The following is a 24,255-nucleotide window of genomic DNA, read 5'->3' on the forward strand; positions in this document are numbered from 1 at the left end:
ATGAATTGATAATTAAAGATGTATTATACAGTATGAAAATGGACGTGTATAGTAAATCTGTTAAACCATTGTAATGGTGTGAAATTAGGAGAAGGAGTATGTTTTATGAAAGGGATTCAACTTATATTTAAAGATTGGAAAGCGATGTGGCACCATAAACATGGGCGTATCGCTTTAATTTTTTTGTTAATCGTTCCTTTAATTTATTCAGGATTCTTTTTAGCTGGATATTGGGATCCATACGGACGATTAGATAAATTACCTGTTGCAGTTGTGAACTTAGATAAGGGTGCTGTGATGGATGAAAAAACAATTCATGCAGGAGACGATTTTGTTAAAAATTTAAAAGAGAATAAGGAACTGGCTTTTCATTTCGTATCAGAAAAAAATGCAGATGAAGGGTTAAAAGAAGATAAATATTATATGGTTGTTACGATTCCAGAGAATTTCTCTAAAAAGGTAAGTACACTTATGGATGAGAAACCAGAACCAGCACAATTGCAGTACAAAGTAAATCCAGGTAAAAACTTTGTAGCAGCTCAAATTGGAACGACAGCTGTTGAAAATATGAAAACAAAAATCTCAAATAGTATTACGAAATCTTATACAGAAGGTGTCTTTTCAAAGTTTCAAGATTTGGCACAAGGGTTGAGTGATGCAAGTAACGGTGCTGGGAAATTACATGAAGGAACGACGGATGCAAGAAATGGGGCGAATCAGCTTGCAGATGGTATTCATCGTTTAAGTGATGGGACGTCGAAAGTAAAAGAGGGAAGTGACAAGCTTGCGTCTAGCCAATCTGCTTTAACCGGGGGAGCAAATGAGTTAAGTCAAGGAGCGACATCACTTCATAGTGGTATGGAGTTACTAGCACAAGGTGAAAAAACGTTACAATCAGGGGTTAGTGAATTAAGTGCTGGTACAAATGAATGGGTGAACGGCAGTGAGAAACTTGCTGAAGGGCAAGTGAAAGCGGATGGTGCAGCTAATAGTATAAAACAACAATTAGAAGAGTACGTGAAAAGCCATCCAGAAGTGCAGCAAGATCCTGCTTTTCAAAAGATTATCGCTACTTCTAATGGATTAGCTCAAGCAACAAACACTTTAAATAATAGTCAGAAACAATTGACACAAGGTGCGCAGAAGCTTGCAGATGGTCAGCATAAGGTTGAAGAAGGTATGAATACATTCGGAGTTAAGTTAAATGAAGCTACTGATGGAACGAAAAAGATAGCAGATGGTGCTACAAATTTAGCTAGTGGATTTACGAAATGGGGAACTGGATTTACATCCTTGCAAGAAGGTATAAATCACCTTGCGAGTGGTGGAACAGAGCTGAATCATGGTGCTGATCAGTTAACGAACGGACTTGTTAAACTTGACGATGGTGCGAAAGAACTTTCTACGAAATTAGGAGAGGGCGCAGAGAAGATAGCAGATGTTCGCAATGATGATGCACGCAATACGATGTTCTCAGAGCCGGTTCAATTAGTGAAGTCGACAGTTTCTGACGTGCCTAATTACGGTTCAGGTATTGCACCATATTTCTTATCACTTGCATTTTATGTTGGCGGAATTATGGCATCGAATATTTTACCACTTGGCCGTAGACAAAATATGAAAGTAAGCGGAACGGTACATTTTATTAATAAATTAGGATTAGTATATTTAATTGGACTTATTCAAGCATTACTTGTGGATGTGGTTGTGCTAGGAGTTATGAAATTAGAAGTTGCAAGTGTGCCACTCTTTGTTTTATCAAGTATCGTTATTTCCTTTACATTCATGACGTTTATTCTTATGTTAGTAACGGTGTTTGGTCTTGTTGGAAAATTTTTAGCGGTAACGCTTCTTGTCCTGCAATTAGCGACGAGCGGGGGTACTTTCCCAGGAGAATTAAATATAGCTATTCTTAGCAAAATTGGACAATTTCTCCCAATGTCCCATTCTCTTAGAGGGCTACAAGATGTGATTTCTTTAGGAGATTGGTCGCAATTACAAATGCAAATTTTAATATTGTTATGCTATCTCGTTGTTGCTGGTGGAATTGCTTGGATTACGAGCCATATACAACATAGGGAAACGAATGCAGAACAAGTTTCTTAAAAGGAAAGAAGCTATCCGTTTTTTTCGGATAGCTTCTTTTTTATTTGCGTTCCATTACCGCAAAGTAATTATTTTCATTATCCGCAAAGTTGAACGCTCTACCAGTAGGTAAATCTACAACTTGTCCAACTGTTACGTTTTTCTCAGAAAGATCTTTATACAGCTGATCTAAGTTGTTAGAGAAGAACATAAGCGAAGGTGTGTTAAGATTTAGTTCAGGTTGCATTTTTGCAATTAACGCTTTATCGTGAAGGACGATGCTTGTTCCAGCTTCTTTTGCTGGCGCAATTTCAATCCAGCGAAATCCTTTTCCGTTATTTTCTTCTGCGATGATTTGGAATCCTACTTTTTCTGTCCAAAATTGTACGGTTTCATCTTGGTTATTTACATATAGCATAATTTGTCCAATTTGATTAATCATAGATGTCTCCTGCTTTCTTTTCTTATATGTGTATAATTATATCAAATATATGGTTTGAATAGTTTTTCGTGATTTTTTCGAAGTGCAATCTTTGCCCATTTCATACTTGTCGTAGGCGAAGGACCTGCAATCCATATATGAAATGGCAGTGTACTGCAAATGACCATTGTTGAAATAGATATAACAGCTGTTAAGACAAAGAGTAATAGACTATATAGTATAGTATTTTCTTGCAATGTGAATAAGGAAAGAAATTGTGTGCATAGTTGTAAGAAGAAAAAATGTGCTAAATAAGCGCCATACGTGTAGTTCCCAATGAATCGTAACGTTTTATATAAAAAACCCCGGCGCTGTACAATTGTAATAGATAACACGTACAGTATCATAATTTCACAGACAATGTATAAAAACATAGACGGTTTTAAATAAGTAGAAACGGTTAAATGGATAGAGTTTGCTCCGTAAAAACTAAATAACTCATAATTGATAAATAAAAATAAGATGAAAAATAATATTGTGATCAGCGGGATATGTTTCATAACAAATGTACGCCAAGTTTTTAGTGCTACAGCAGCGATTCCTCCCATGACGAAATAGAACGAATAGAAGAAGAAGGACCGATCTGTATAATGTAAAATGGTTGAGCTAGTTAATTTCTCTCCATTAAAAATGTAGTGCGAAGAATACCACATTAAGAGGAAATATAGACAAGCAAAGATAGTCATATATTTATATATGTCTTTTTTATTTTCTGTTCGTTTTTGAAACCAATAAAATAGTGTGCAAAGTAAAGGGAACAATAAGTGAATTTGGAACATCATAATAACGTACCAAAGATGAGGTGCGGCTGTTCCGAGTAATAAACTTTTTATTCCGCTTTGTAGTGTAATCATATCGTTTGTTGTTAATAAGTAAAGAATAGACCAAAAGAAATAAGGTATGAGTAAGTGTGTGGCTTTTTCAGAAATATATTCTTTGTATACTAATTGCTTTGTATAGTGACGAATTAAATGAAATCCAACGATAAATATGAATGCAGGTGCCGAAAATTTTGCGAGATTAAATAACATACCCATAATGAGGGATTGTTCAAGTAAGACATTACCTTGATTCATTGTATATAATAAGGAACTTTGCAAAACGACAGCAAGAAATGCAATGCTTTGCAAAACTTTAAACTCTGGTGCGCTTTGTGTCATTAGGTCCATCTCCTTTTCCATACATGATTATAGTACGGAGTAAGGATGAGAGGTGTGGAATATTTGTGAAGATTTTAACAAATTTGTGGCGATAGTAATTGATATCAACAAATAACGCAAAAAAGAAGATGCTCGAAACGAGCATCTTCTTTCTATCTATTAAGCAAATTTATTTTTGATCCAGTTCTTACCTTCTACAAGGCGAGCTGTCATTACGGCACAAGCGTTATCTGCTGTTACGTTTAACATCGTTGCAGGAGGATCGATGATAGTACTAATTGCTGCGATAATTGGCAATGCTTCTGGCGGGAAGCCGTATAGAGAAACGATTAACATTTCACCAATCATACCGCCGCCTGGAATAGCGCCCATTACTGTTCCTACTAATAGAGAAACAACAAGTGCGATTGCTAATGTTTTTGGTCCTTCAAATTCCATGTTGAAAATACCGAATAAGAAAGCAATCTTTAATACGCCGCCTAAAACAGATCCATCTTTATGAAGTGTAGATCCAAGAAGGACAACTGTTTCACGAACGTCAGACGAGATACCCATTTTCTTCGTTGCTTCTAAGTTCGCCGGAATACTTGCGGCACTACTACAAGTTGCAAGTGATGTAACTGTAGGAGAGACCATGTTCTTCCAAAATATTTGAACACCTTGTTTGCGACCTGCAAGGTATGCATAGAATGTGAAGAATACAAAGAAGTAAATAAGTGAAGCTGGATAGTATACCATTGCAGCTCGGAAGTACGTTCCAAGAAGTTGTGGCCCGAATTCACCAACTAATGCTGCGAAGTAAGCAGCAAGTCCGATTGGAGCGTAGTACATAATGAAAGATACGACTTTCATTGAAATCTCTGCACCAGCTTGGAGGAATGTAGCGAATGGTTTTCCTTTTTCACCAACTGCTGAAGTTGCAATCCCCATTAATATAGAGAAGAAAATAAGTGCTAACATATTTTCACGAGATAGTAACTTTGAGAAGTCAGATACTGTTAGAATGCCAACGATTTGATCAGCAACGCTAACAGCTTTTTCAGCTTTATCAGGTTGTGTTAATTCTAATACAACACCTTGTGCTGGCGGGAATACTTTCACGATGATAATCATAAAAATAGCAGCTAAAATACTTGTAAATAAGAAAGTCCCAGCCATACTAGACATAATTTTACCGAAACGTTTTAATCCATCCATATTAGCAATAGATGACGCGATGCTAAAGAACACTAAAGGTACAACAATCGTAAACATTAAGTTTAAGAAAATGTCACCAAGCGGCTTTAAAGCAACTGCATCGGCACCCATGAAATAACCAATGAAACCACCAATTAGGATAGAAGATAATAAAATAAGTGGAAAGCGATATGCCTTCATAAATATACCCTCCTATCAATTATAAAAAAAATCATACTGAATCATTATAGCGAGTTAGGGTCCTCTTTACTAGGAAAATACCGATAGATGGAATAGCGTGAAAACCGAGAAATTTTTGTTTTTAAGCTCGGCATACAGTTAGAAATCTAGACATATATATTTGTAACCTAGTGGTGGCAAGGGCTGCACCATAATTTAGGTTTTGAAAAAGGGGGTGAAGCGGGATGAATATTTTACTTTGCTGTGCAGCGGGAATGTCTTCCAGTTTGATTGTTACAAAAATGGAGAAAGCAGCACAGGCAAGAGGGGTAGAGGTAAAGATTTGGGCTGTATCAGGTTCTGAAGTGAATAGCCACATCGACCAAGCAGATGTACTTTTACTTGGACCGCAAGTACGTTATTTATTACCGAAAATGAAAGAATTATGTAAAGAGAAAGGAATACCCGTTGATGTCATTCAATCTGTCCATTACGGGCTTTGTAATGGAGAAGCTATCTTACAAGCAGCTTTGTCGATGAAATCATGAGGAGAGTGGGATAGATGATACAGTTTTTAGAGAAATATGTAATGCCAGTAGCAGGAAGGATTGCAGAGCAGAGGCATTTACAAGCGATTCGTGACGGAATTATTTTAACGATGCCATTCTTAATTATTGGATCTTTTTTTCTTATTATTAGTGCTTTACCAATACCAGGGTATAATGATTTTATGGCAGGTTTGTTTGGAGAGAACTGGCAGAAAGCTTTAGGGTACCCAGTAGGGGCAACTTTTAATATAATGTCTTTAATAGCTGTTTTTGGAATCGCTTACAGACTTGGTGAGTATTATAAAGTGGATGCTTTAGCATCTGGAGCATTGTCGCTTGTGACATTTTTGCTTGCAACGCCATTTCAAGTTGCATATATCATACCAAGCACGAAGGAAAGTGTGATTGTAGACGGAGCAATTCCAGCGGCGTTAATGGGGAGTCAAGGACTGTTTGTGGCAATGATTATTGCAATTATATCTACTGAAATTTATCGATTTATTGTACAAAAAAAGATAATTATAAAAATGCCAGAGACAGTTCCACCAGCAGTAACGCGTTCATTCGCTGCGCTTATTCCAGGTTTTATTGTTGTGACGGTTGTTTGGATCATTCGATTGATTTTTGAACAAACGACTTTTGGTAGTATTCATAATGTTGTAGGAAAGCTTTTGCAAGAACCACTTAGTGTACTAGGGGCTAGCCTTGGGGGGGCAGTAATCGCAGTTATTATTGTCCATGTACTTTGGGCGTGCGGAATTCATGGCGCTGCAATTGTTGGTGGTGTAATGAGCCCGGTTTGGTTGTCGTTAATGGATCAAAACCGAATTGCTTTTCAGGCTGGTCAAGACGTACCGAATACGATTACCGCACAATTTTTTGATTTATGGATTTATATGGGTGGTTCTGGCGCAACATTAGCTTTAGTTGTAGGAATGTTATTGTTTGCGCGAAGTCAGCAGTTAAAAAGTATCGGCCGCTTGTCGATTGCACCTGGTATTTTTAATATTAATGAAATGGTGACTTTCGGTATGCCGATTGTTATGAATCCACTGTTACTTATTCCATTTATATTAGTTCCAGTTGTGTTAACAATTGTTTCTTACTTTGCGATGGAATGGGGATTAGTTGCCCGTCCGAGCGGAGCTGCTGTTCCTTGGACTACACCGATTCTTTTTAGTGGATATTTAGGATCAGGCGGAAAAATTTCAGGTGTTATTTTGCAGCTCGTTAACTTTGCACTAGCATTCTTCATTTATTTACCATTCTTAAAAATATGGGATAAACAAAAAGTGGCGGAAGAAAAGGGGGAGTAAAGAACTAAAATGGATATCATAGAGACGAAAGCTTTTCATTTAATTTTGCATGGGGGAAATGCAAGAAGTTGTTCAATGGAAGCAATTGATTGCGCAAAGCGTGGAAACTTCGAGGAAGCTGAGGCGAAGTTGCAAGAAGCTTTACATGAATTGCAAGAGGCGCACCGTGTACAAACAGAGCTTATACAGAAGGAAGCTGGTGGTGAAAAGACAGAAGTTACTCTTCTGATGGTGCACGCGCAAGATCATTTAATGAATGCAATTACGGTAAAGGAATTAGCGAGTGAGTTTGTAGAATTATATAGGAAGATGTCAGCAGCTGAATGAACCTTGCGTATGCAAGGTTTTTTTATGTTTTGAAAAGATGCTGTTATGACGAAACGAAGACCACTTACGCAAGATTACATTTATTATTATTTACTTCATTATATGGTTTGTGATGACACTATATTGGAAACGAAAAATAGAAACATTAAATCATCAATTAAAATGAAAGAATTATGTATGTGTGCGTACCATCAGTGGAGCTTTCGTTCCACTAATGGTAGTTACAATCCTCCTTTTTACGGATGAGTAAGAGCAATAATTAATCGACAGTAACAATTTCTCCTACACCACGAATTAATCTTTTTATATGCATCCGCTCTGGTTTTAATATATTTACGATATAATCAATTGCTATTTGCGGTTCAACGGTTGTACCGCACGTATAGCAATCAATTGCTGCAAAATTTTTCTCCGGATAAGTGTGAATAGAAAGGTGACTTTCTGATAGCAATACTAATACTGTAACGCCATATGGCTGGAATTTCTTTGTGCTTACGTTTAAAACATTTGCACCAGAGTAATCAGCAGCAGAAACTAAATGATGCTCTAAAAAATGAATATCATTTAATAGAGTAAAATCTACGCCCCATAAATCTACTATTATATGCTGGCCAAACGTAGAATAGTCCATATGCTTGTACCCCCCTTAGTTAAAATATCATTTCTTGTTGATAGCAATGATGTAGGGTAAGGTCCGATTCTAAATTTAAAACGGCATTGTTACGGTGATCTAAATGTTCTTCTTTAAATTGGAATAAAGGAGCAAGAAGAGAAGGTAATGTTCGAGGAGTTGGTACTACGTATAATTGTTCAATTTGATTGAGTACATGTGAGGAGTTAGCAGCAATATGAAATCCCCAGTCAGTTCCGAAAGAAGGAACAATGATATGATAACTTTTTACAGTTAATCCGGCATTTTCAATTGTATGACCGATACTCCAATATACAAGAGGTGCATCAGCAGGTGAATTAGATTGGCAGACGAAAGCACCATCTTCTGTTAAGAATGTAGCTATACGAGCAAAAAGTTCGCTTGTATATAAAGTACTTAAAACTGCTGTTGCTGGATCAGGAAAATCAATAATAATTACATCGTATAAGGAGGAGGGAGAATTTAGAAATTCTTTCGCATCACATACGTGCACATTCACGCGCTCATCAAAAAATGCGTTTTTGTTTAAAGATACGATTTCTGGTACATTACGAGCTAGATTAATCATCGCCTCGTCTAAATCAACAAGGTCTACATGTAGCACAGTTTCATATTTCAAAACTTCTCGTAAGGCAAGACCATCGCCGCCACCTAATATGAGAACACGTTTTGGATCAATGACTTTAGACATGATTGGATGCACAAGTGCTTCATGATAAATTTGCTCATCAACGGAACTAAATTGTAGTTGGTTGTCCAAATATAAACGAACATCGCTTACTTGTAGCAAATTAATATTTTGATAATTGCTTTTTTCTTCAAATAAACTTGTATGCTCACCAGCTTGTATTTCTTTTAGGGAAATTTCATCCCATATATCTAAGTTATGTGAATTTGTTTCTATTGTAGGCTCTAATGGTGTTTGCTTATCCTGTTTGTCTTGTTTATCGTGTTTGTCCTGTTTGTCTTGTTTATCGTGTTTGTCCTGTTTGTCTTGTTTGTCCTGTTTGTCTTGTTTATCGTGTTTGTCTTGTTTGTCTTGTTTGTCTTGTTTGTCTTGTTTGTCTTGTTTGTCTTGTTTGTCTTGTTTGTCTGGTTTATCGTGTTTGTCCTGTTTGTCCTGTTTGTCTTGTTTATCGTGTTTGTCCTGTTTATCGTGTTTGTCCTGTTTGTCCTGTTTGTCTTGTTTATCGTGTTTGTCCTGTTTGTCCTGTTTGTCCTGTTTGTCCTGTTTGTCTGGTTTATCGTGTTTGTCCTGTTTGTCCTGTTTGTCCTGTTTGTCTTGTTTATCGTGTTTGTCCTGTTTATCGTGTTTGTCTTGTTTATCGTGTTTGTCTTGTTTATCGTGTTTGTCTTGTTTATCGTGTTTGTCTTGTTTATCGTGTTTGTCTTGTTTATCGTGTTTGTCCTGTTTGTCCTGTTTATCGTGTTTATCGTGTTTGTCCTGTTTGTCTTGTTTGTCTTGTTTGTCTTGTTTGTCTTGTTTGTCTTGTTTGTCTTGTTTGTCTTGTTTGTCTTGTTTGTCTTGTTTGTCCTGTTTGTCCTGCTTGTCCTGTTTGTCCTGTTTGTCCTGTTTGTCTTGCTTGTCCTGTTTGTCTTGTTTGTCTTGCTTGTCCTGTTTGTCTTGTTTGTCCTGTTTGTCTTGTTTGTCCTGTTTGTCTTGTTTGCCCTGCTTGTCTTGTTTGCCCTGCTTGTCCTGTTTGTCTTGCTTGTCCTGTTCGTCTAGTTCATGCGAGTCTGCATTTAATTCAGAATCCTCTTCCTGTTTATAACTTTTATTTTGAAACTGTATTCTATAAATCTTCATTCTATTCTTTTTTCTATGCTTTGGCATGGGAATCCCCTTTCAAAATACTTTATTTTAGTCTATTCTATGTAATTTAATAGAGTTTGACTGGACAATAGTTAGACGAGTATCTTGAATAGGTATTTGTTTTTGATTTGATTCGAAATATTATATTTTTCGTTATTATATTTTCATGTTTTAAAAAAAATTAGTGTTTTTTTGTTTTAAATACAACTAGACAACTAAACACTAATCTATTTTCATACAGTTATGTGTTAAAAGCGTGTTGTTTTATAACACACTGTGTGTTTTTTGAGGGACACACTAATTGAAAGCGTTAACACACAAAGAAAAAGCTCAAAAAAGTGTTGATTTTAGCGGTTTTGAAAAGTTGGCACGCTACTTGCATTAATAAATAGCGTAAAGAAAAATAAATAACATAAATTTTTTATACTACACAAGGGGGATTTTCAAATGAATATTTTATTATGTTGCTCAGCAGGGATGTCTACAAGTTTACTAGTTACAAAAATGGAAGCGGCTGCAAAAGCTCGCGGTCTAGAAGGAAAGATTTGGGCTGTATCTGGGGATGCAGTAAAAAACAATATCGATCAAGCAGATGTATTATTACTAGGACCACAAGTTCGTTACATGCTTTCTTCAATGAAAACGCTTGCTGATGAGAAAAACATTGGAATCGATGTTATTAATCCAATGCACTACGGCATGATGAATGGAGAAGCAGTTTTAGATCACGCATTAACACTTAAAAAATAATTAGGGGGGAAGCGAAATGCAAAAGTTTATTGCATTTATGGAGAAGTATTTAGTTCCAGTCGCAGGTAGAATTGGGTCGCAGCGTCACTTAGTTGCGATCCGTGATGGATTTATCGCAGTTATGCCTCTTATCTTAGTTGGATCATTTGCAATACTTGTTAATAACTTACCAGTGGATGCATTCCAAAAACTTATGAAAGGTGCATTCGGGGACGTTTGGAAAGATATCGGCGGTGGTATGTGGGCAGGTTCCTTCGCTATACTGGCCCTCATAGTCGCAGTAGGGATAAGTTATAATTTAGCGAAATCTTACGGCGTTGACGCGTTGTCAGCAGCAATTATTACATTCGGTGCCTTAATTATTATTTCTCCGACAACGCCAAAAGAAGGCGGTATTGATTTAGCATGGACAGGATCACAAGGTTTATTCGTTTCTATCATTGTAGCTCTTCTTGTAACAGAGGTATTTAGGTTCTTTGTTCAAAGGGATATTACAATTAAAATGCCAGATGGTGTTCCACCAGCAGTAATGAAATCATTCGCAGCTTTAGTTCCAGCATTCGTTATTTTAATCGTAACAGCAAGTATTCAATTAGCAGTGAAATTAGCAGGAACAAGTATTCATAAAATCGTATTTGAAACAATTCAAGTACCATTACAAGGTTTAGCAGGTACATTACCAAGTGCAATTATTGTAGCGTTACTTATTCACGTATTATGGTTCTTCGGATTACATGGTCCTAATATCGTTGGTGGTATTATTGACCCAATTTATTTACCAGCATTAGAAAAAAATATTAAATTATTTAACGATGGTATGTCTGCATATGACGTACCGCATATTTTCACAAAACCTTTCTTTGATGTATATGTATATATCGGTGGATCAGGTGCAACATTAGCATTCCTAGTAGCGGTAATGCTTGTTGCAAAAAGTGCACAGCTTCGTGGTGTAGGCCGTGTATCTATCGGTCCTGGTTTCTTTAACATTAACGAACCAGTTATTTTCGGTACACCAATTGTATTAAACCCAGCGTTAATCATTCCATTCGTACTTACACCAGTTGTATTAGTAATTACTTCTTATACAGCAATTTCTTTAGGATGGGTGCCAAAAACAGTTGCTTTAGTTCCATGGACAATGCCACCAATCTTTAGTGGTTATCTTGTAGCAGGCGGAAGCATCGCTGGTGCAGCATTACAAGTAGTAAACTTTGCGATTGCAGTAGTAATTTACTATCCATTCGTATTAATGTGTGACCGTACGTATGTACAAGCGTCAAAAGATGCTGCAAAAGGAAGCGACAATTCAGTATCACTTTAAAAAGTATTGTTCTGACGAGTTTTTATAGCTCGTCAGAACAATTACCTTTATATCATGTTCAAAAAGATGAAATACATCTATAAGAACACCAAACTATCATTAATAAATTAATATTTAATAGAAATGTTCAAACTGAAGGGGTATTTAAATCGGTTGAACCATAATAGAGAGGGCGGTAATTATGATGACTACAGCAGAACAAATTCCATTCCAATTAATTTTAAATAGTGGTAATGCACGAAGCTTTGCAATGGAGGCACTTCAATTTGCCAAACAGGGGAAAATGGCAGAGGCTGATGAAGCGATGGTAAAGGCGAAAGAAGCGATTAATGAAGCGCATCATTTCCAAACAGAGCTCATACAATCAGAAGCAAGAGGAGAAAAAACAGAGATTAGTGTTCTTTTAATTCACGCACAAGATCATTTAATGAATGCGATTACAGTAAAAGAATTAGCAACAGAATTTATTGACCTTTATAAAAAGTTAGAAGCGAAAGGGGAATAAAGCATGACTGGAATTAAAATTGCTACAATCGGCGGTGGATCTAGTTATACACCAGAATTAATTGAAGGATTTATTAAACGTTATGATGAGCTTCCTGTTCGTGAAATTTGGTTAGTAGATATTGAGGCAGGAAAAGAAAAGTTAGAAATCGTTGGTAACTTAGCGAAACGTATGGTGAAAAAATCGGGTTTACCAATCGAGGTACATTTAACACTTGATCGCCGCGAGGCATTAAAGGATGCTGACTTCGTAACAACGCAACTTCGCGTAGGTTTATTAGAAGCACGTGCAAAAGATGAAGCAATCCCGTTAAAATATGATGTAATCGGTCAGGAAACGAATGGTCCCGGTGGTTTATTCAAAGCGCTGAGAACGATTCCTGTTATTTTAGATATTTGTAAGGATATGGAGGAGCTTTGTCCGAATGCATGGTTAATTAACTTTGCGAACCCAGCAGGTATGGTAACAGAAGCTGTTCTTCGTTATACAAATATTCAAAGAGTAGTCGGTCTATGTAACGTTCCAATCGGAATTCGCATGGGTCTTGCAAGATTACTGGAAGTAGATGCAAGTCGTGTCCACGTTGATTTTGCAGGTTTAAATCACATGGTATACGGACTAGACGTGTATTTAGATGGCGTAAGTGTAATGGATCGTGTGTTAGAGCTTGTAACAGATCCGGAAAAGCAAATTACGATGGAAAATATTGCAGCGCTTAACTGGGAGCCAGACTTTATTCGAGGCCTTCGTGCAATTCCATGTCCATACCACCGTTACTATTACAAAACACGTGAAATGTTAGAAGAAGAGAAAGAAGCTTCAATTGAAAAAGGTACACGCGCAGAAGTAGTAAAACAATTAGAAGATGATTTATTCGAATTATATAAAGACCCGAACTTAGATATTAAACCACCACAATTAGAAAAACGTGGAGGCGCTTATTATAGTGACGCAGCATGTAGTTTAATTACTTCTATTTACAATAATAAAGGTGATATCCAGCCTGTTAATACACGAAACAACGGAACAATTGCAAGCTTACCACATGATTCTGCTGTTGAAGTGAACTGTATTATTACGAAAGAAGGTCCAAAACCAATTGCGGTCGGAGATCTTCCAGTACCAGTTCGCGGTTTAGTACAACAAATTAAATCATTTGAGCGCACAACAATTGAAGCTGCTGTTACAGGTGATTATCATAAGGCGCTGCTTGCTATGACAATTAATCCACTTGTACCATCAGATAAAGTTGCAAAACAAATTTTAGATGAAATGTTGGAAGCACATAAAGAATATCTTCCACAATTCTTCAAAAAGGTAGAGAAGTAAAAAGCGGCGCTATTTAGCCCGCTTTTTTTCTTATATTAGTAGGAGGGATTCAAGTGATTCAATTAATCGTAAATGCAGATGATTTCGGGCTTACAGAAGGTACAAATTACGGCATTATTGATGGACATATAAATGGAATTGTAAATTCAACGACAATGATGATGAATATGCCAGGGACGGAGCATGCGGTACACTTAGCGAAAGAGTATAAAACGCTGGGAGTAGGAGTACACCTCGTATTAACGGCAGGAGAACCACTTTTAAAGAATGTACCATCACTTGTAGGGACAGATGGATTGTTTCATAAACAAGGTGTCGTAAGGGAAGGAAATATAGATCCAGAAGAAGTTGAGAGAGAATGGACTGCCCAAATTGAGAAGTTTTTATCTTACGGATTAATACCAACTCATTTAGATAGTCATCATCATGTGCATGGTTTACCAATCTTACACGATGTTCTTGAGAGATTAGCGGCTAAATATAATGTTCCGATTCGTCGTTGTGAGGAAGAGAGAGCAGTGCGCCCGTTTTCTGATGTGTTTTACAGTGATTTTTATGCGGATGGTGTGACGGAAGACTATTTTGAGAAGTTAGGAGCACGCGTACAAGACGGTCAATCGGTAGAAATTATGGTTCATCCAGCTTATATTGATCCAGAGCTTGTGAAACGTTCTTCTTACGTAATGGATCGAGTGAAGGAATTGCGTATTTTAACAGAGAGTAAGTTACCAGAAGGAATAGAGCTTGTGAAGTTTTAATCGAAAAACGACGGCTACATAATGCCGTCGTTTTTTTGTACTTACACAATGGATAAAATATATCCGCCGAAGGCCCCAATTATAACGATAAACCAAGGTGGTGTTTTCCAAAAAGCTAGTAAGCAAAATAGAAGGGAAGCAAAGACAAAATCTACAGAATTCATAATTGTACTCGTCCAAATCGGATCGTAAAACGCTGCTAGTAAAATACCGACAACGGCTGCATTGACTCCAAGTAGTGCGCCTTGTATGTAAGATATTTTTCTCACACTGTCCCAAAATGGTAAAACACCGATGACAAGCAAAAAGGCAGGAAGAAAGATAGCGATTGTTGCGAGTATGGCCCCGGGTGTCCCGTTTAACACAGCTCCTATATAAGAAGCGAATGTAAATAGTGGGCCTGGTACCGCTTGTGTTAATCCGTATCCAGCTAGGAACTGTTCTTTCGTCATCATTCCATTTTGTACAAACTCACCTTCAAGAAGGGGTAGCACGACGTGTCCGCCTCCAAATACAAGTGCGCCAGAGCGATAGAAACTATCAAATAAAGCGATGTAATACGAGAACGGTCTTAATATTGGTAGCAGTAGTAATAGTCCGAAGAATAAGAAGAGACAAGAAACTGCTATCATTTTTGAAATAGGTACTTTTATATGTTGAGATTGGTTAATTGTTTGGTTGCGATATAAAAACCAGCCGATAAAGCCAGATACTATAATGAGAATGACTTGTGTCCAGCTACTTGGCCATAGTAAGGCGATTGCGGCAGTTACAATCGCAATCGTCGCACGATTTCGGTCTGGCGTTAAGTTTTGCGCCATTCCCCATATTGCATGAGCGACAATAGCGACTGCAACAAGTTTTAGTCCATGAATCCAGCCAGCACTTCCAAAATCGAACTGATTAAGGAATGAGGCGAAGAAAACTAAAACAAGCACAGACGGTAAAGTGAATCCAATCCATGAAATAATAGCTCCTAATAACCCACCTCTTAATAAACCAACTCCCATGCCGACTTGGCTACTGGCAGGTCCAGGAAGGAATTGACATAGTGCGACTAAATCACCATAGCTCTTTTCATCCATCCATTTTCGTTTTTGTACGTATTCGTGATGGAAATAACCAAGATGGGCGACAGGACCACCGAATGAAGTAAGTCCCAATTTAAATGAGACGAGAAAAATCTCTAATAATGTGTGAAAAGTGTATTTGTTGTTTTTCAAAGGAACCCCCTATAATGTTTTTTCTATGTGCATTATACAAGAGGTAGTAAAGTAAAAGGAACGATTCTAATGTAAAGATTGTGTGAATCTTTTCTTCGTAATTAAAATTGAAAAAGTCATAAATGATTATGTATAAACCATAAAGTAGTAGAAGTAGTGCTGGGAAATTTATATAAGGAGAATGCCTTATGACAACACACTTTTTTGCGAGGTTAACAGGGAAGAGAGAAGTACCTCCTGTAAATACAGAAGCTTTTGGGGTTGCGGAGTTTATTTTTAGTGATGATTTAACGAAATTGCATTACAGAGTCATACTAAAAAATATAGAGAAGGTCACATCGTGTCAAATTCATTTAGGAAAGTCCGCTCAAATAGGTCCTATTGTTTTATATTTGTACGGTCCGCTAGAACAGGGGATTAGTTTGAATGAGGGGAGTATTACCGGTGTAATGAATGCGGAGGATTTCGAAGGGCCTTTACAGGGGAAATCATTTGTTCACTTTCTTCAAGAAATCATTCAAGCAAATGTATATGTAAATGTTCATACGAAATCACATAAAAGAGGAGAAATAAGAGGACGGATTAGAAAAGTAAAGAAGTAAATGAAAAGGCTGTTCCAAATGGGAACAGCCTTTTCGAATTAGATAGGATGATGCTTATTGACGGTAAATTCATATATTTTGAAAATCACCTAGTTTAACTTTTCACAGGCTGATTTTTTATGAAGAAGTCCATGATATAAAATACTTCGTCATCGGGTATTTGTATTTCAAATGTATTTTCTATTGGTTGTAGTGCTTTTTTCACTTTCATATACATCCAGTACTCATCTTGTCGTCGTTTTTCTTTGTCAGGATGAGGGAGGAGACTTTCCCCTTTTTGAAGACGGTCAACCATACAGCTCATATGAAGAATTACACCCATTAAGCTATCTGGGGTTAGCTGTAAGGAAATTAATTCTTGAATTGTATTTAATGCGTAACGAATTGTTTTAATGAGTAATGCCCCGTCGTTACGTTGCATTTGTTGTTCAAGAATGTCAGCCATTTTTGCATATGTTTCTTCATACGTAATCAATTCTTGAATTGGCTGAATGGCTGTGTAGTTTACAATGTCTTGGAAATGATATGTTAAGCACGGTACTTGCACATCGAAATTCGTGACAATACAAATGATATTACGCTCTTTTTTTATGTTCTCAATCATTTTCGTTAAATCTTTTTCATGGACGATACTAATCGGAATAATTTCAATCAAGTCTTTATCAAATCGTAAATAGTTCTCTAACATCTTTTGAATCGCTAAAGCACTTCCTTCCCCAGTTAAACAAGCTGTTAAAATAACAGATTTCATTGGAGAGAGTGGCTTTTTCTTTTCTTCTTGTACGTTTAAGTAAAACGGTGTTAAATTTTTTACTGTTTCGTATAGTGCATCTAATGAATACCCGAGCTGAGCTTTCCGTGCCGCTTCTAATACGTGTGGTGTGCTTGTCATAGAAAGAATACGTACAGGAATTTTGAACTCAGTTTCTAATATGTCACCGATATAAGCGAGTGATCCCATATCTACGAGTAGGAGCAGCCCATTTACATTTTGCAGTGTTTTCATATACACTTTGACACGCTCTAAGAAATCTTTCGGTGATTCATGTAACGGCATATCGATACCGGTTACGTCCTCAATGCCGAGAAGTTCGTTTGCAACGTTTGCCATTTCTGTTGCGATGCCATTACCGTGTGCTAATATTAATACTTTTACTTCTGTTTGTGAGGCAGGAATTGGATCAACAACGAAGAACATTGTTAAGAAACCTGCTTCATCAATAGGCATTGTTATTTGTAATTCTTCCTCCAGTAGCTGGATACATTGCATAGCTACGGAAAAAGCTTCTTTATACTTCGTACGAATTTGATTTAATTGTGGGTGATGAATTTGTTTCCCGCCTTGCAAACGTTGTAGAGTTGTCTGTACATGTAAGCTTAAAGCGAGAAATACTTTTTCATCAAACGTCTTAGATAAATGTTTTTCAGCGAGTTCCGCAATTTTTTCACATACGGAAACGATATTACGATCCACAATTTTAAAAACATTTTCATGACTGGTTTTTTTGGACATTTGGTTAAAATATTGTACGAAAAAGCTTTGGATATCATTTTCTATTAGTAGTTCTAATTCTTCCTCTTCAATACCACGTGCTTGAAGTTCTTCATATTTATAATCAATATAATCGTAAATTGAAGAACGTTTTTCATCTTCTGTTTTATGGTTACTCCAGCCTTCATCACTTGTAAACACAAATGTTTCATTCGGTATTTGGTACAGATGGCGGCTCTTTCTTTCAATAAACAGTCCTTCTTTCATATACCAAGGTAAATCTGTACTTGAAACATAGACAGAGTCACGTTTCTTTGTCACGAAATCAGAATAGGCTTTCGCGCAGGCAATTTGCACATCCGTTTTTAATTGACCGATATTATTGGGACAATTGTAAAAGACGAAAGCACGCATTGCATTTGGGCTAACATGAATTTCTTTTCTCAGGCGAATTGCTTCATTTGTGAAAAATAGTTGTAGCAAAGCAAAGCGCTCTTTGTGTGTACGCTCACGAAGTGGTGGAAGCGTGACAGTCATCGGTATACGTCTTGTAAATGTTTTTAATAAAAATGAATTTGGTTCTTCTGTCGTTGCTGTAATGATTAATACTTGTGCTTTTCGCTCGTTTTCTGTTTCTCCAAGGCGGCGGTATACCCCACGGTCAATAAAGGTGAAAAGCATTTCTTGTCCCTCTGGAGGGAGCCGATGTACTTCATCTAAGAAAAGAATTCCTTCATGTGCTTTTTCAATTAACCCTTTTTGATCACTTGCGCCCGTGTAAGCCCCTTTTTTAATCCCAAATAACTGTCCAAGTAGTAACTGTGGATTGTTCGCATAATCAGCACAGTTAAAGACGATAAAGGATGCATTTTTTGGAAGCTGTTCAACTTCAATTGCATATTCGTGCATTAAAGAAGCGAACATAGATTTTCCGACTCCTGTTTCTCCTAGCAGTAAAGTATGCATACCGTTTGGAGGATAGAGAATAGAAGCTTTCGCTTTTTCAATTGCGATTTTAAGGCTTGTATTTTCAATTGCAAATGTATCTAATGAAGTGATATCTTTTGAATGCGTTTCCAACGAAGTATTCGTTTCTATATAAAAACGAACAGGGCGCGTATTTGTTTTTAATAAACGTGTATCTTTTACAAGTTTGTTTAAGTCGCTACTTACATTGGCACGATCTAGTTGCAACAGGGTAGCGAGTTCTGATGCGGTTACACCTTCTGTATAATTTCCTTCTTGTATTGCGTTAAAAATGAGATCTATTCGTTTCATTTCTATTCACCTCGAAACTTCATCACTATTTAAAATTTTACACAAAAATGGGAAGGGTGGGAAGAGAAAAATAAAACAGCTTTAGCACATAAGCACTAAAGCTGTTACAATCTTGTGTCTTTCCAGAAATTTACTTCGAGATGAGAAGATGGATTATAGGGAAGAAGTTTGTATCCTTGTGACTGTAAATAATCAATTACTTTTGGAAGTATTTGTACAGTAACACTCGAATCGTGCATTAAAATAACTTCAACTTGTTCATCGCTCTGATTACGTACTCTTTCTAATATGGCAGAAGGATTGTCATAGCTTTTCCAGTCATATGTATCAATAGTCCAATCCCACATTTTATACTCGGCTGATACAAGTGCGTCACGGTAATTCTTTTTTAAGTACGGCATACTACCGTAGGGGACACGAACGAGATGTGTATTTAACTTTGTAATTTGCTGGACAATGTTTTGTGTTTGCTCCATTTCTGTAATTAAAGTAGAGGGATCGCCAGTATAAAGGCGTTTTACATCGTGTGACATACTATGAAGTCCGATATAATGTCCGTCTTTAATTAATCGCTGCATTGTCTTTTTGTAATGCGGTACCTTTCCTCCAATAACGAAGAAAGTTGCTTTTCCGTTCTTTTCTTTTAAAATGTTTAAAATTTGCGTAGTATATTTGTTTGGTCCGTCATCAAATGTTAAGTACGCGATTTTTTGTGTAGGAGAGGTAGTTTCAGTATTTGGATGAAGTTCAGCAGGAATAACCGTAGTTGCTTCTGCATGAGATGACGCGTACATAGTAACCGTAAAAAATAAAATGATGTATAGAAATACTCGCTTGATCATAACATTCACCCTCAGTTTGACAATCAAGATGTAAAAAAGAAAATGTAATCCATTTCTTATTATGTATATCTTTCTCCAATAGAGGCACTCTCAAACAAACTATATTTTGGAAAAATAAAATGAGGGATAAAAAAATAAAAAATAGCATCCTCTTCAAAGAAAGAGGATGCTATTTGAATATTTCATAATTGAAAAGGCTATACTACAATTAGTCTTCGCGTTTTTTCACTTTTTTATAGAAGGAAATAATTGGTTTGTAACGCTCGTGTACAAGTCCGATTAGTTCAGCAATGATTTCTGTAAAGAAGATTAAAACGAAAAGAAGAAAAATGGATAACCATAATGTTGCACTAGTGAAAATAATGGCATTTACACTAAAGAAAATACCGAATGCGTATATAATTAGTACCGTTTTACGATGAGAGAATCCCATTGCAAGCAAACGGTGATGTAAATGCGACTTATCTGGTGCTGAAATAGGCTTTTTATTTACGATACGGCGAATGATTGCAAATGTCGTATCAAATACAGGTACACCTAAAATGATAACTGGAACGATAAAACTGAATAACGTTACGCTTTTGTATAATCCAAGTAACGATATAACAGAAATACAGTATCCTAAAAATAATGCTCCTGTATCTCCCATGAAAATCTTTGCTGGATGGAAGTTGTAGAATAAAAATCCAATTGTACTTGCTAACGTAATTAGTGCTAGAGGCAAGATAATAGCTGTTCCAGTACCCCATGGGCTCGTGAAGGCCATATATGCTAGCGTTGCTAGTACGATAGATGAAATACCAGCAGATAATCCATCTAAGCCGTCAATTAAGTTGATTGCATTTGTAATACCTACAATCCAAAATACTGTAATCGGATAAGCAAGCCATCCAAGTTCAGTATCCCCGAGAATTGGAATATATAATACTTGCACTAATAATCCACTTTTTACAATCATAATGGCAACTAATAGTTGTCCACCGAATTTTACTTTCGCAGATAACTCGTACATATCATCTAAAATACCAATGATTACAATGATGATTGCACCTAACGTTATCGATAACATTCTTTGTTCATATAAGCCACCGACCACAAATCCTACAGCTACACCGATAAATATTGCTAGCCCGCCAAGACGAGGCATAATTTTTTGGTGTACTTTACGTGCGTTTGGCTTATCTGTTGCTCCTATTTTAAAAGCTAATTTAATAACTAAAGGAGTAACGACGAGTACAGTGATGAAAGATGCCAAAATGGCATAAATCACTTGTGAGTCCATTAATACCCCACCCTTTTATAGTCTAACGTAATTTTTTTAATGTATTTATCTGAAAATTATGATGTTTATTTACAGGCTCATAACATATGGTATCACAAAAAGATTAGAATTCAATCTTTTTTTCTTTTTACGGTAAATGGAAGCGGATAGAATATATGACAATTGTATACAGAATGTTGGGTCATTTGGGAAGGTTACTCGTATCAGGCTTTGGAATATGACAATTCCTATTTTTCTTAGGTGATGAATACTTTTATTTCAGTATTATAAGTGTTGCACGTAGAAATGAGTAAGTTCCGTGTTAAAATGTGGGAATTTATCCCGCTATTTGTGTGCCACCTGTAAAAACCTGATTGGTATGGCTTATTAATTAGTGGGTGATGGACAAAACTCCCACTGATTAAAGTTTCACTTTATATTGCTTCATTTAATTTTACAAAAACTTAAAAAAGAATGCAGAAAGTAATTCATATAATAAAGGGGTAAAAGAGTTTTCTCATTTTTAATGTGAGAGGGGGAAGCGCAGGGAGCACGCTATGTATTCGTATATTTTCTACTGTATATTCCTGTGCGAAAGGGAAATGAAAATTACGATAATAGGTACCGGATATGTTGGATTGATTACAGGTGTAGGATTGGCAATGTTGGGACATTCAGTTACATGTTTTGATATAAATGATGAAAAAATTGAACAGATAAAACGAGGAAACCTACCTATTTATGAAGCCGGCTTACATGAATTAATACATAACGCATGTGAGAAGGATCGTTTAACTTTTACAACAAATAAAGTAAAGGCGTTTCACGATGCAGCGTTTATATTTATTGCAGTTGGAACGCCATCTTTATTAGATGGGACAGCAGATTTAACATATATTCAAAGTGCTTGTGATGATATTGGAACACATGTGACGAACGACATTATTGTTGTTACGAAAAGTACGGTTCCTGTAGGGACGAATGATGCTATGAAAGGATGGATTGAGGAGAAGTTACGGGGGCGGCATGAATTACATATCGTATCGAATCCAGAATTTCTACGGGAAGGCTCAGGTGTTTACGATTTTTTTCAGGGGGATCGTATTGTAATTGGCGCAGATAATGAGGAAGTAGCGCAAAGAGTGGAGAGTTTGTATAGTGAATTACACTTACAAACGTATGTTACTGATATTAAAAGTGCAGAGATGATTAAATATGCGTCGAATGCTTTCTTAGCTACGAAGATTAGTTTTATTAATGAAATTTCAAATATATGTGAGAAGGTAGGCGCAAATGTATTAGATGTTGCAAAAGGAATGGGGATGGATAAGAGGATTGGTGAATCCTTTTTACATGCTGGCATCGGCTACGGAGGATCGTGTTTTCCGAAAGATACGAAAGCGCTTGTGCAACTTGCAGGTAATGTGGAACATGATTTTCGCTTGTTAAAAGCAGTTATTGAAGTGAATAATAAACAACAGTTGTTATTGATTGAAAAGGCGAAGAAAGTCATAAATATGAACAAGAAGCGGATTGCGGTTCTGGGAGCTTCATTTAAGCCGAATACGGATGATATTAGAGAAGCGTCATCTCTTATTATAATAGAAGAATTAATTAATGTAGGTGCGGATGTAGTTTTGTATGATCCAAAGGCGACTCGAAATGTAAAAAATATATTTGGGGAGACTATACAATATAGTGAATGTATAGATGAATCGATTAGAGGAGCAAGTGCGGCCTTCATCGTAACAGAATGGGAAGAGATTCGAACTTATCCGTTAGAAAAGTACGCACGACTCATGAGAAAGCCTATTTTATTTGATGGAAGAAATTGCTATACTGATGAGGATGCCAAGAAGCAATCAATTGATTATTACTCGATTGGCAGAAAGAGTATTTGTAATAGAAATGTTTCTGTTATTCGTTAAAAAGGCATGTATCCATGTATATTCTTATATGTCATAATAGAAGTTGTAACTAGCGAAAGAAAAGAGGCAATAAAATGACTGAACGTTTAAAAGTAATGACAATTTTCGGGACACGTCCAGAAGCAATTAAAATGGCACCTCTTGTATTAGAGTTGCAAAAACACCCAGAAAAAATTGAATCGATTGTGACTGTAACAGCACAACATCGTCAAATGTTAGATCAAGTATTAAATATCTTTGGAATTACGCCAGATTTCGATTTAAATATTATGAAAGATCGTCAAACTTTAATTGATATTACAACGCGCGGTTTAGAAGGTTTGGATAAAGTGATGAAAGAAGCGAAGCCGGATATTGTACTTGTACATGGTGATACAACGACAACATTTATTGCAAGCTTAGCTGCTTTTTATAATCAAATTCCAGTAGGTCATGTGGAAGCAGGACTTCGTACATGGGATAAATACTCTCCATATCCAGAAGAGATGAATCGTCAATTAACAGGTGTAATGGCGGATCTTCATTTCTCACCGACAGCAAAATCAGCAACGAACTTACAGAAAGAAAATAAAGATGAGTCACGCATTTTCATAACAGGAAATACAGCAATTGACGCATTAAAAACGACTGTAAAAGAAACATATAGTCATTCTGTACTAGAGAAGCTTGGAAATGATCGTCTTGTACTTATGACAGCTCACCGTCGTGAAAACTTAGGTGAGCCAATGCGTAATATGTTCCGTGCAATTAAGCGTCTTGTTGATAAGCATGAAGATGTACAAGTTGTGTATCCTGTTCATATGAACCCTGTTGTTCGTGAAACAGCGAATGATATTTTAGGCGAACATAACCGCATTCATTTAATTGAGCCGTTAGACGTAATTGATTTCCATAACGTTGCAGCTCGTTCATACTTAATGTTAACTGATTCTGGCGGTGTACAAGAAGAAGCACCATCACTTGGTGTGCCAGTTCTTGTTCTTCGTGATACAACGGAGCGTCCAGAAGGAATTGAAGCGGGTACATTGAAATTAGCAGGAACAGACGAAGAGACAATCTTTAACCTTGCTGATGAGTTGTTATCAAATAAAGAAGCTCACGATAAGATGACGAAAGCGTCTAACCCTTACGGTGACGGCCGTGCATCAGAACGTATTGTAGAAGCGATTTTACAACACTTCAATAAGTAAATAAAAAAGAGCCAAATCTTATGTGATTTGGCTCT

At 36.7% G+C, this 24,255-nt stretch carries 20 protein-coding genes and 2 pseudogenes; 13 read left to right on the forward strand and 9 right to left on the reverse strand.

Going from position 1 to position 24,255, the window contains the following annotated elements; all coding sequences use genetic code 11:
* The first annotated feature begins 105 nt into the window (after positions 1-105).
* A complete protein-coding gene (locus EUC40_RS00990) occupies positions 106-2,106 on the forward strand; it encodes a YhgE/Pip domain-containing protein (RefSeq protein ID WP_156573247.1) in 2,001 nt (666 codons plus the stop codon).
* Positions 2,107-2,146: 40 nt separating this feature from the next.
* Here the strand turns inward: EUC40_RS00990 and EUC40_RS00995 are convergent, their stop codons facing one another.
* The 3 genes from EUC40_RS00995 to EUC40_RS01005 all read right to left on the reverse strand — a co-directional run bounded on the left by EUC40_RS00995 (position 2,147) and on the right by EUC40_RS01005 (position 5,103).
* Positions 2,147-2,527, reverse strand: coding sequence for a VOC family protein (locus tag EUC40_RS00995; RefSeq protein ID WP_000609852.1), 381 nt, complete (start codon positions 2,525-2,527; stop codon positions 2,147-2,149).
* A 41-nt stretch (positions 2,528-2,568) separates the two neighbouring features.
* Positions 2,569-3,726 (reverse strand): acyltransferase, encoded by a 1,158-nt coding sequence (locus tag EUC40_RS01000; RefSeq protein ID WP_071711276.1) that lies wholly within the window; start codon positions 3,724-3,726, stop codon positions 2,569-2,571.
* Positions 3,727-3,885: 159 nt separating this feature from the next.
* On the reverse strand, positions 3,886-5,103 hold the full coding sequence (locus tag EUC40_RS01005; RefSeq protein WP_000649358.1) for a dicarboxylate/amino acid:cation symporter: 1,218 nt from the start codon (positions 5,101-5,103) through the stop codon (positions 3,886-3,888).
* 224 nt (positions 5,104-5,327) lie between these two features.
* Here EUC40_RS01005 and EUC40_RS01010 point away from each other — a divergent pair, with 224 nt between their 5' ends.
* From EUC40_RS01010 to EUC40_RS27475, 4 genes and pseudogenes are all read left to right on the forward strand, one after another.
* Positions 5,328-5,630: a PTS sugar transporter subunit IIB gene (locus EUC40_RS01010; RefSeq protein WP_071711277.1), complete on the forward strand. Its 303-nt coding sequence runs from the start codon at positions 5,328-5,330 to the stop codon at positions 5,628-5,630.
* Positions 5,631-5,644: 14 nt separating this feature from the next.
* Complete coding sequence (gene celB / locus EUC40_RS01015; RefSeq protein ID WP_156573248.1) at positions 5,645-6,946, forward strand: PTS cellobiose transporter subunit IIC; 1,302 nt, start codon at positions 5,645-5,647, stop codon at positions 6,944-6,946.
* A gap of 9 nt (positions 6,947-6,955) precedes the next feature.
* Complete coding sequence (locus tag EUC40_RS01020) at positions 6,956-7,273, forward strand: PTS sugar transporter subunit IIA (RefSeq protein ID WP_071711279.1); 318 nt, start codon at positions 6,956-6,958, stop codon at positions 7,271-7,273.
* Positions 7,274-7,349: 76 nt separating this feature from the next.
* Positions 7,350-7,439 (forward strand): annotated as a pseudogene (locus tag EUC40_RS27475) (DUF3021 family protein); the annotation flags it as partial.
* Positions 7,440-7,532: 93 nt separating this feature from the next.
* Here the strand turns inward: EUC40_RS27475 and speD are convergent.
* Entirely contained in the window at positions 7,533-7,904 is a 372-nt protein-coding gene (gene speD / locus EUC40_RS01030; RefSeq protein WP_156573249.1) for an adenosylmethionine decarboxylase, read from the reverse strand.
* Positions 7,905-7,923: 19 nt separating this feature from the next.
* Positions 7,924-9,294, reverse strand: a pseudogene (locus EUC40_RS01035) (polyamine aminopropyltransferase); the annotation flags it as partial.
* A gap of 891 nt (positions 9,295-10,185) precedes the next feature.
* Between EUC40_RS01035 and EUC40_RS01045 the strand changes: the two are divergent.
* The 5 genes from EUC40_RS01045 (at position 10,186) to chbG (ending at position 14,404) form a co-directional block, all read left to right on the forward strand.
* Positions 10,186-10,488, forward strand: coding sequence for a PTS sugar transporter subunit IIB (locus tag EUC40_RS01045; RefSeq protein ID WP_071710056.1), 303 nt, complete (start codon positions 10,186-10,188; stop codon positions 10,486-10,488).
* 16 nt (positions 10,489-10,504) lie between these two features.
* Entirely contained in the window at positions 10,505-11,812 is a 1,308-nt protein-coding gene (gene celB, locus EUC40_RS01050) for a PTS cellobiose transporter subunit IIC (RefSeq protein ID WP_156573250.1), read from the forward strand.
* Between the two features lie 181 nt (positions 11,813-11,993).
* Positions 11,994-12,317: a PTS lactose/cellobiose transporter subunit IIA gene (locus EUC40_RS01055; protein WP_000989053.1), complete on the forward strand. Its 324-nt coding sequence runs from the start codon at positions 11,994-11,996 to the stop codon at positions 12,315-12,317.
* Positions 12,318-12,320: 3 nt separating this feature from the next.
* The gene (gene celF, locus EUC40_RS01060; RefSeq protein WP_000145754.1) at positions 12,321-13,646 is read left to right on the forward strand and encodes a 6-phospho-beta-glucosidase; all 1,326 of its coding nucleotides are present in this window, start codon (positions 12,321-12,323) and stop codon (positions 13,644-13,646) included.
* 53 nt (positions 13,647-13,699) lie between these two features.
* Entirely contained in the window at positions 13,700-14,404 is a 705-nt protein-coding gene (gene chbG / locus EUC40_RS01065) for a chitin disaccharide deacetylase (protein ID WP_156573251.1), read from the forward strand.
* A gap of 41 nt (positions 14,405-14,445) precedes the next feature.
* Here the strand turns inward: chbG and EUC40_RS01070 are convergent, their stop codons facing one another.
* The gene (locus EUC40_RS01070) at positions 14,446-15,627 is read right to left on the reverse strand and encodes a chromate transporter (protein ID WP_156573253.1); all 1,182 of its coding nucleotides are present in this window, start codon (positions 15,625-15,627) and stop codon (positions 14,446-14,448) included.
* A 188-nt stretch (positions 15,628-15,815) separates the two neighbouring features.
* Here EUC40_RS01070 and exsM point away from each other — a divergent pair, with 188 nt between their 5' ends.
* Positions 15,816-16,229, forward strand: a complete 414-nt coding sequence (exsM, locus tag EUC40_RS01075) for an exosporium regulatory protein ExsM (protein ID WP_156573255.1) — start codon at positions 15,816-15,818, stop codon at positions 16,227-16,229.
* 94 nt (positions 16,230-16,323) lie between these two features.
* Here exsM and EUC40_RS01080 read toward each other — a convergent pair whose 3' ends face one another.
* From EUC40_RS01080 to EUC40_RS01090, 3 genes are all read right to left on the reverse strand, one after another.
* On the reverse strand, positions 16,324-18,999 hold the full coding sequence (locus tag EUC40_RS01080; RefSeq protein ID WP_156573257.1) for a sigma-54-dependent transcriptional regulator: 2,676 nt from the start codon (positions 18,997-18,999) through the stop codon (positions 16,324-16,326).
* A gap of 104 nt (positions 19,000-19,103) precedes the next feature.
* Positions 19,104-19,841 carry a polysaccharide deacetylase family protein gene (locus EUC40_RS01085; protein ID WP_156573259.1) on the reverse strand — a complete coding sequence of 246 codons (738 nt, stop codon included), beginning with the start codon at positions 19,839-19,841 and terminating at the stop codon, positions 19,104-19,106.
* A 208-nt stretch (positions 19,842-20,049) separates the two neighbouring features.
* Positions 20,050-21,123, reverse strand: coding sequence for a UDP-N-acetylglucosamine--undecaprenyl-phosphate N-acetylglucosaminephosphotransferase TagO (locus EUC40_RS01090; protein ID WP_000378312.1), 1,074 nt, complete (start codon positions 21,121-21,123; stop codon positions 20,050-20,052).
* Between the two features lie 536 nt (positions 21,124-21,659).
* Between EUC40_RS01090 and EUC40_RS01095 the strand changes: the two genes are divergently transcribed.
* The gene (locus tag EUC40_RS01095; protein WP_156573260.1) at positions 21,660-23,030 is read left to right on the forward strand and encodes a UDP-glucose dehydrogenase family protein; all 1,371 of its coding nucleotides are present in this window, start codon (positions 21,660-21,662) and stop codon (positions 23,028-23,030) included.
* A gap of 74 nt (positions 23,031-23,104) precedes the next feature.
* Entirely contained in the window at positions 23,105-24,220 is a 1,116-nt protein-coding gene (gene wecB / locus EUC40_RS01100; RefSeq protein WP_000140118.1) for a non-hydrolyzing UDP-N-acetylglucosamine 2-epimerase, read from the forward strand.
* Positions 24,221-24,255 lie beyond the last annotated feature (35 nt).

It is taken from the genome of Bacillus luti (assembly GCF_009739945.1).
In the GTDB taxonomy this organism is placed as follows: Bacteria; Bacillota; Bacilli; order Bacillales; family Bacillaceae_G; genus Bacillus_A; species Bacillus_A luti.

Bases quoted from the DNA above. Each gene is read 5' to 3' on its own strand.
- celB (WP_156573250.1), top strand. From the start codon at position 10,505: ATGCAAAAGTTTATTGCATTTATGGAGAAGTATTTAGTTCCAGTCGCA.
- EUC40_RS01045 (WP_071710056.1), top strand. From the start codon at position 10,186: ATGAATATTTTATTATGTTGCTCAGCAGGGATGTCTACAAGTTTACTA.
- EUC40_RS01055 (WP_000989053.1), top strand. From the start codon at position 11,994: ATGATGACTACAGCAGAACAAATTCCATTCCAATTAATTTTAAATAGT.
- EUC40_RS01000 (WP_071711276.1), bottom strand. From the start codon at position 3,726: ATGACACAAAGCGCACCAGAGTTTAAAGTTTTGCAAAGCATTGCATTT.
- EUC40_RS00990 (WP_156573247.1), top strand. From the start codon at position 106: ATGAAAGGGATTCAACTTATATTTAAAGATTGGAAAGCGATGTGGCAC.
- celF (WP_000145754.1), top strand. From the start codon at position 12,321: ATGACTGGAATTAAAATTGCTACAATCGGCGGTGGATCTAGTTATACA.
- celB (WP_156573248.1), top strand. From the start codon at position 5,645: ATGATACAGTTTTTAGAGAAATATGTAATGCCAGTAGCAGGAAGGATT.
- EUC40_RS01090 (WP_000378312.1), bottom strand. From the start codon at position 21,123: ATGGACTCACAAGTGATTTATGCCATTTTGGCATCTTTCATCACTGTA.
- EUC40_RS01020 (WP_071711279.1), top strand. From the start codon at position 6,956: ATGGATATCATAGAGACGAAAGCTTTTCATTTAATTTTGCATGGGGGA.
- wecB (WP_000140118.1), top strand. From the start codon at position 23,105: ATGACTGAACGTTTAAAAGTAATGACAATTTTCGGGACACGTCCAGAA.
- EUC40_RS01095 (WP_156573260.1), top strand. From the start codon at position 21,660: ATGTATTCGTATATTTTCTACTGTATATTCCTGTGCGAAAGGGAAATG.
- speD (WP_156573249.1), bottom strand. From the start codon at position 7,904: ATGGACTATTCTACGTTTGGCCAGCATATAATAGTAGATTTATGGGGC.
- exsM (WP_156573255.1), top strand. From the start codon at position 15,816: ATGACAACACACTTTTTTGCGAGGTTAACAGGGAAGAGAGAAGTACCT.
- EUC40_RS01010 (WP_071711277.1), top strand. From the start codon at position 5,328: ATGAATATTTTACTTTGCTGTGCAGCGGGAATGTCTTCCAGTTTGATT.
- EUC40_RS01080 (WP_156573257.1), bottom strand. From the start codon at position 18,999: ATGAAACGAATAGATCTCATTTTTAACGCAATACAAGAAGGAAATTAT.
- EUC40_RS01085 (WP_156573259.1), bottom strand. From the start codon at position 19,841: ATGATCAAGCGAGTATTTCTATACATCATTTTATTTTTTACGGTTACT.
- EUC40_RS01005 (WP_000649358.1), bottom strand. From the start codon at position 5,103: ATGAAGGCATATCGCTTTCCACTTATTTTATTATCTTCTATCCTAATT.
- EUC40_RS00995 (WP_000609852.1), bottom strand. From the start codon at position 2,527: ATGATTAATCAAATTGGACAAATTATGCTATATGTAAATAACCAAGAT.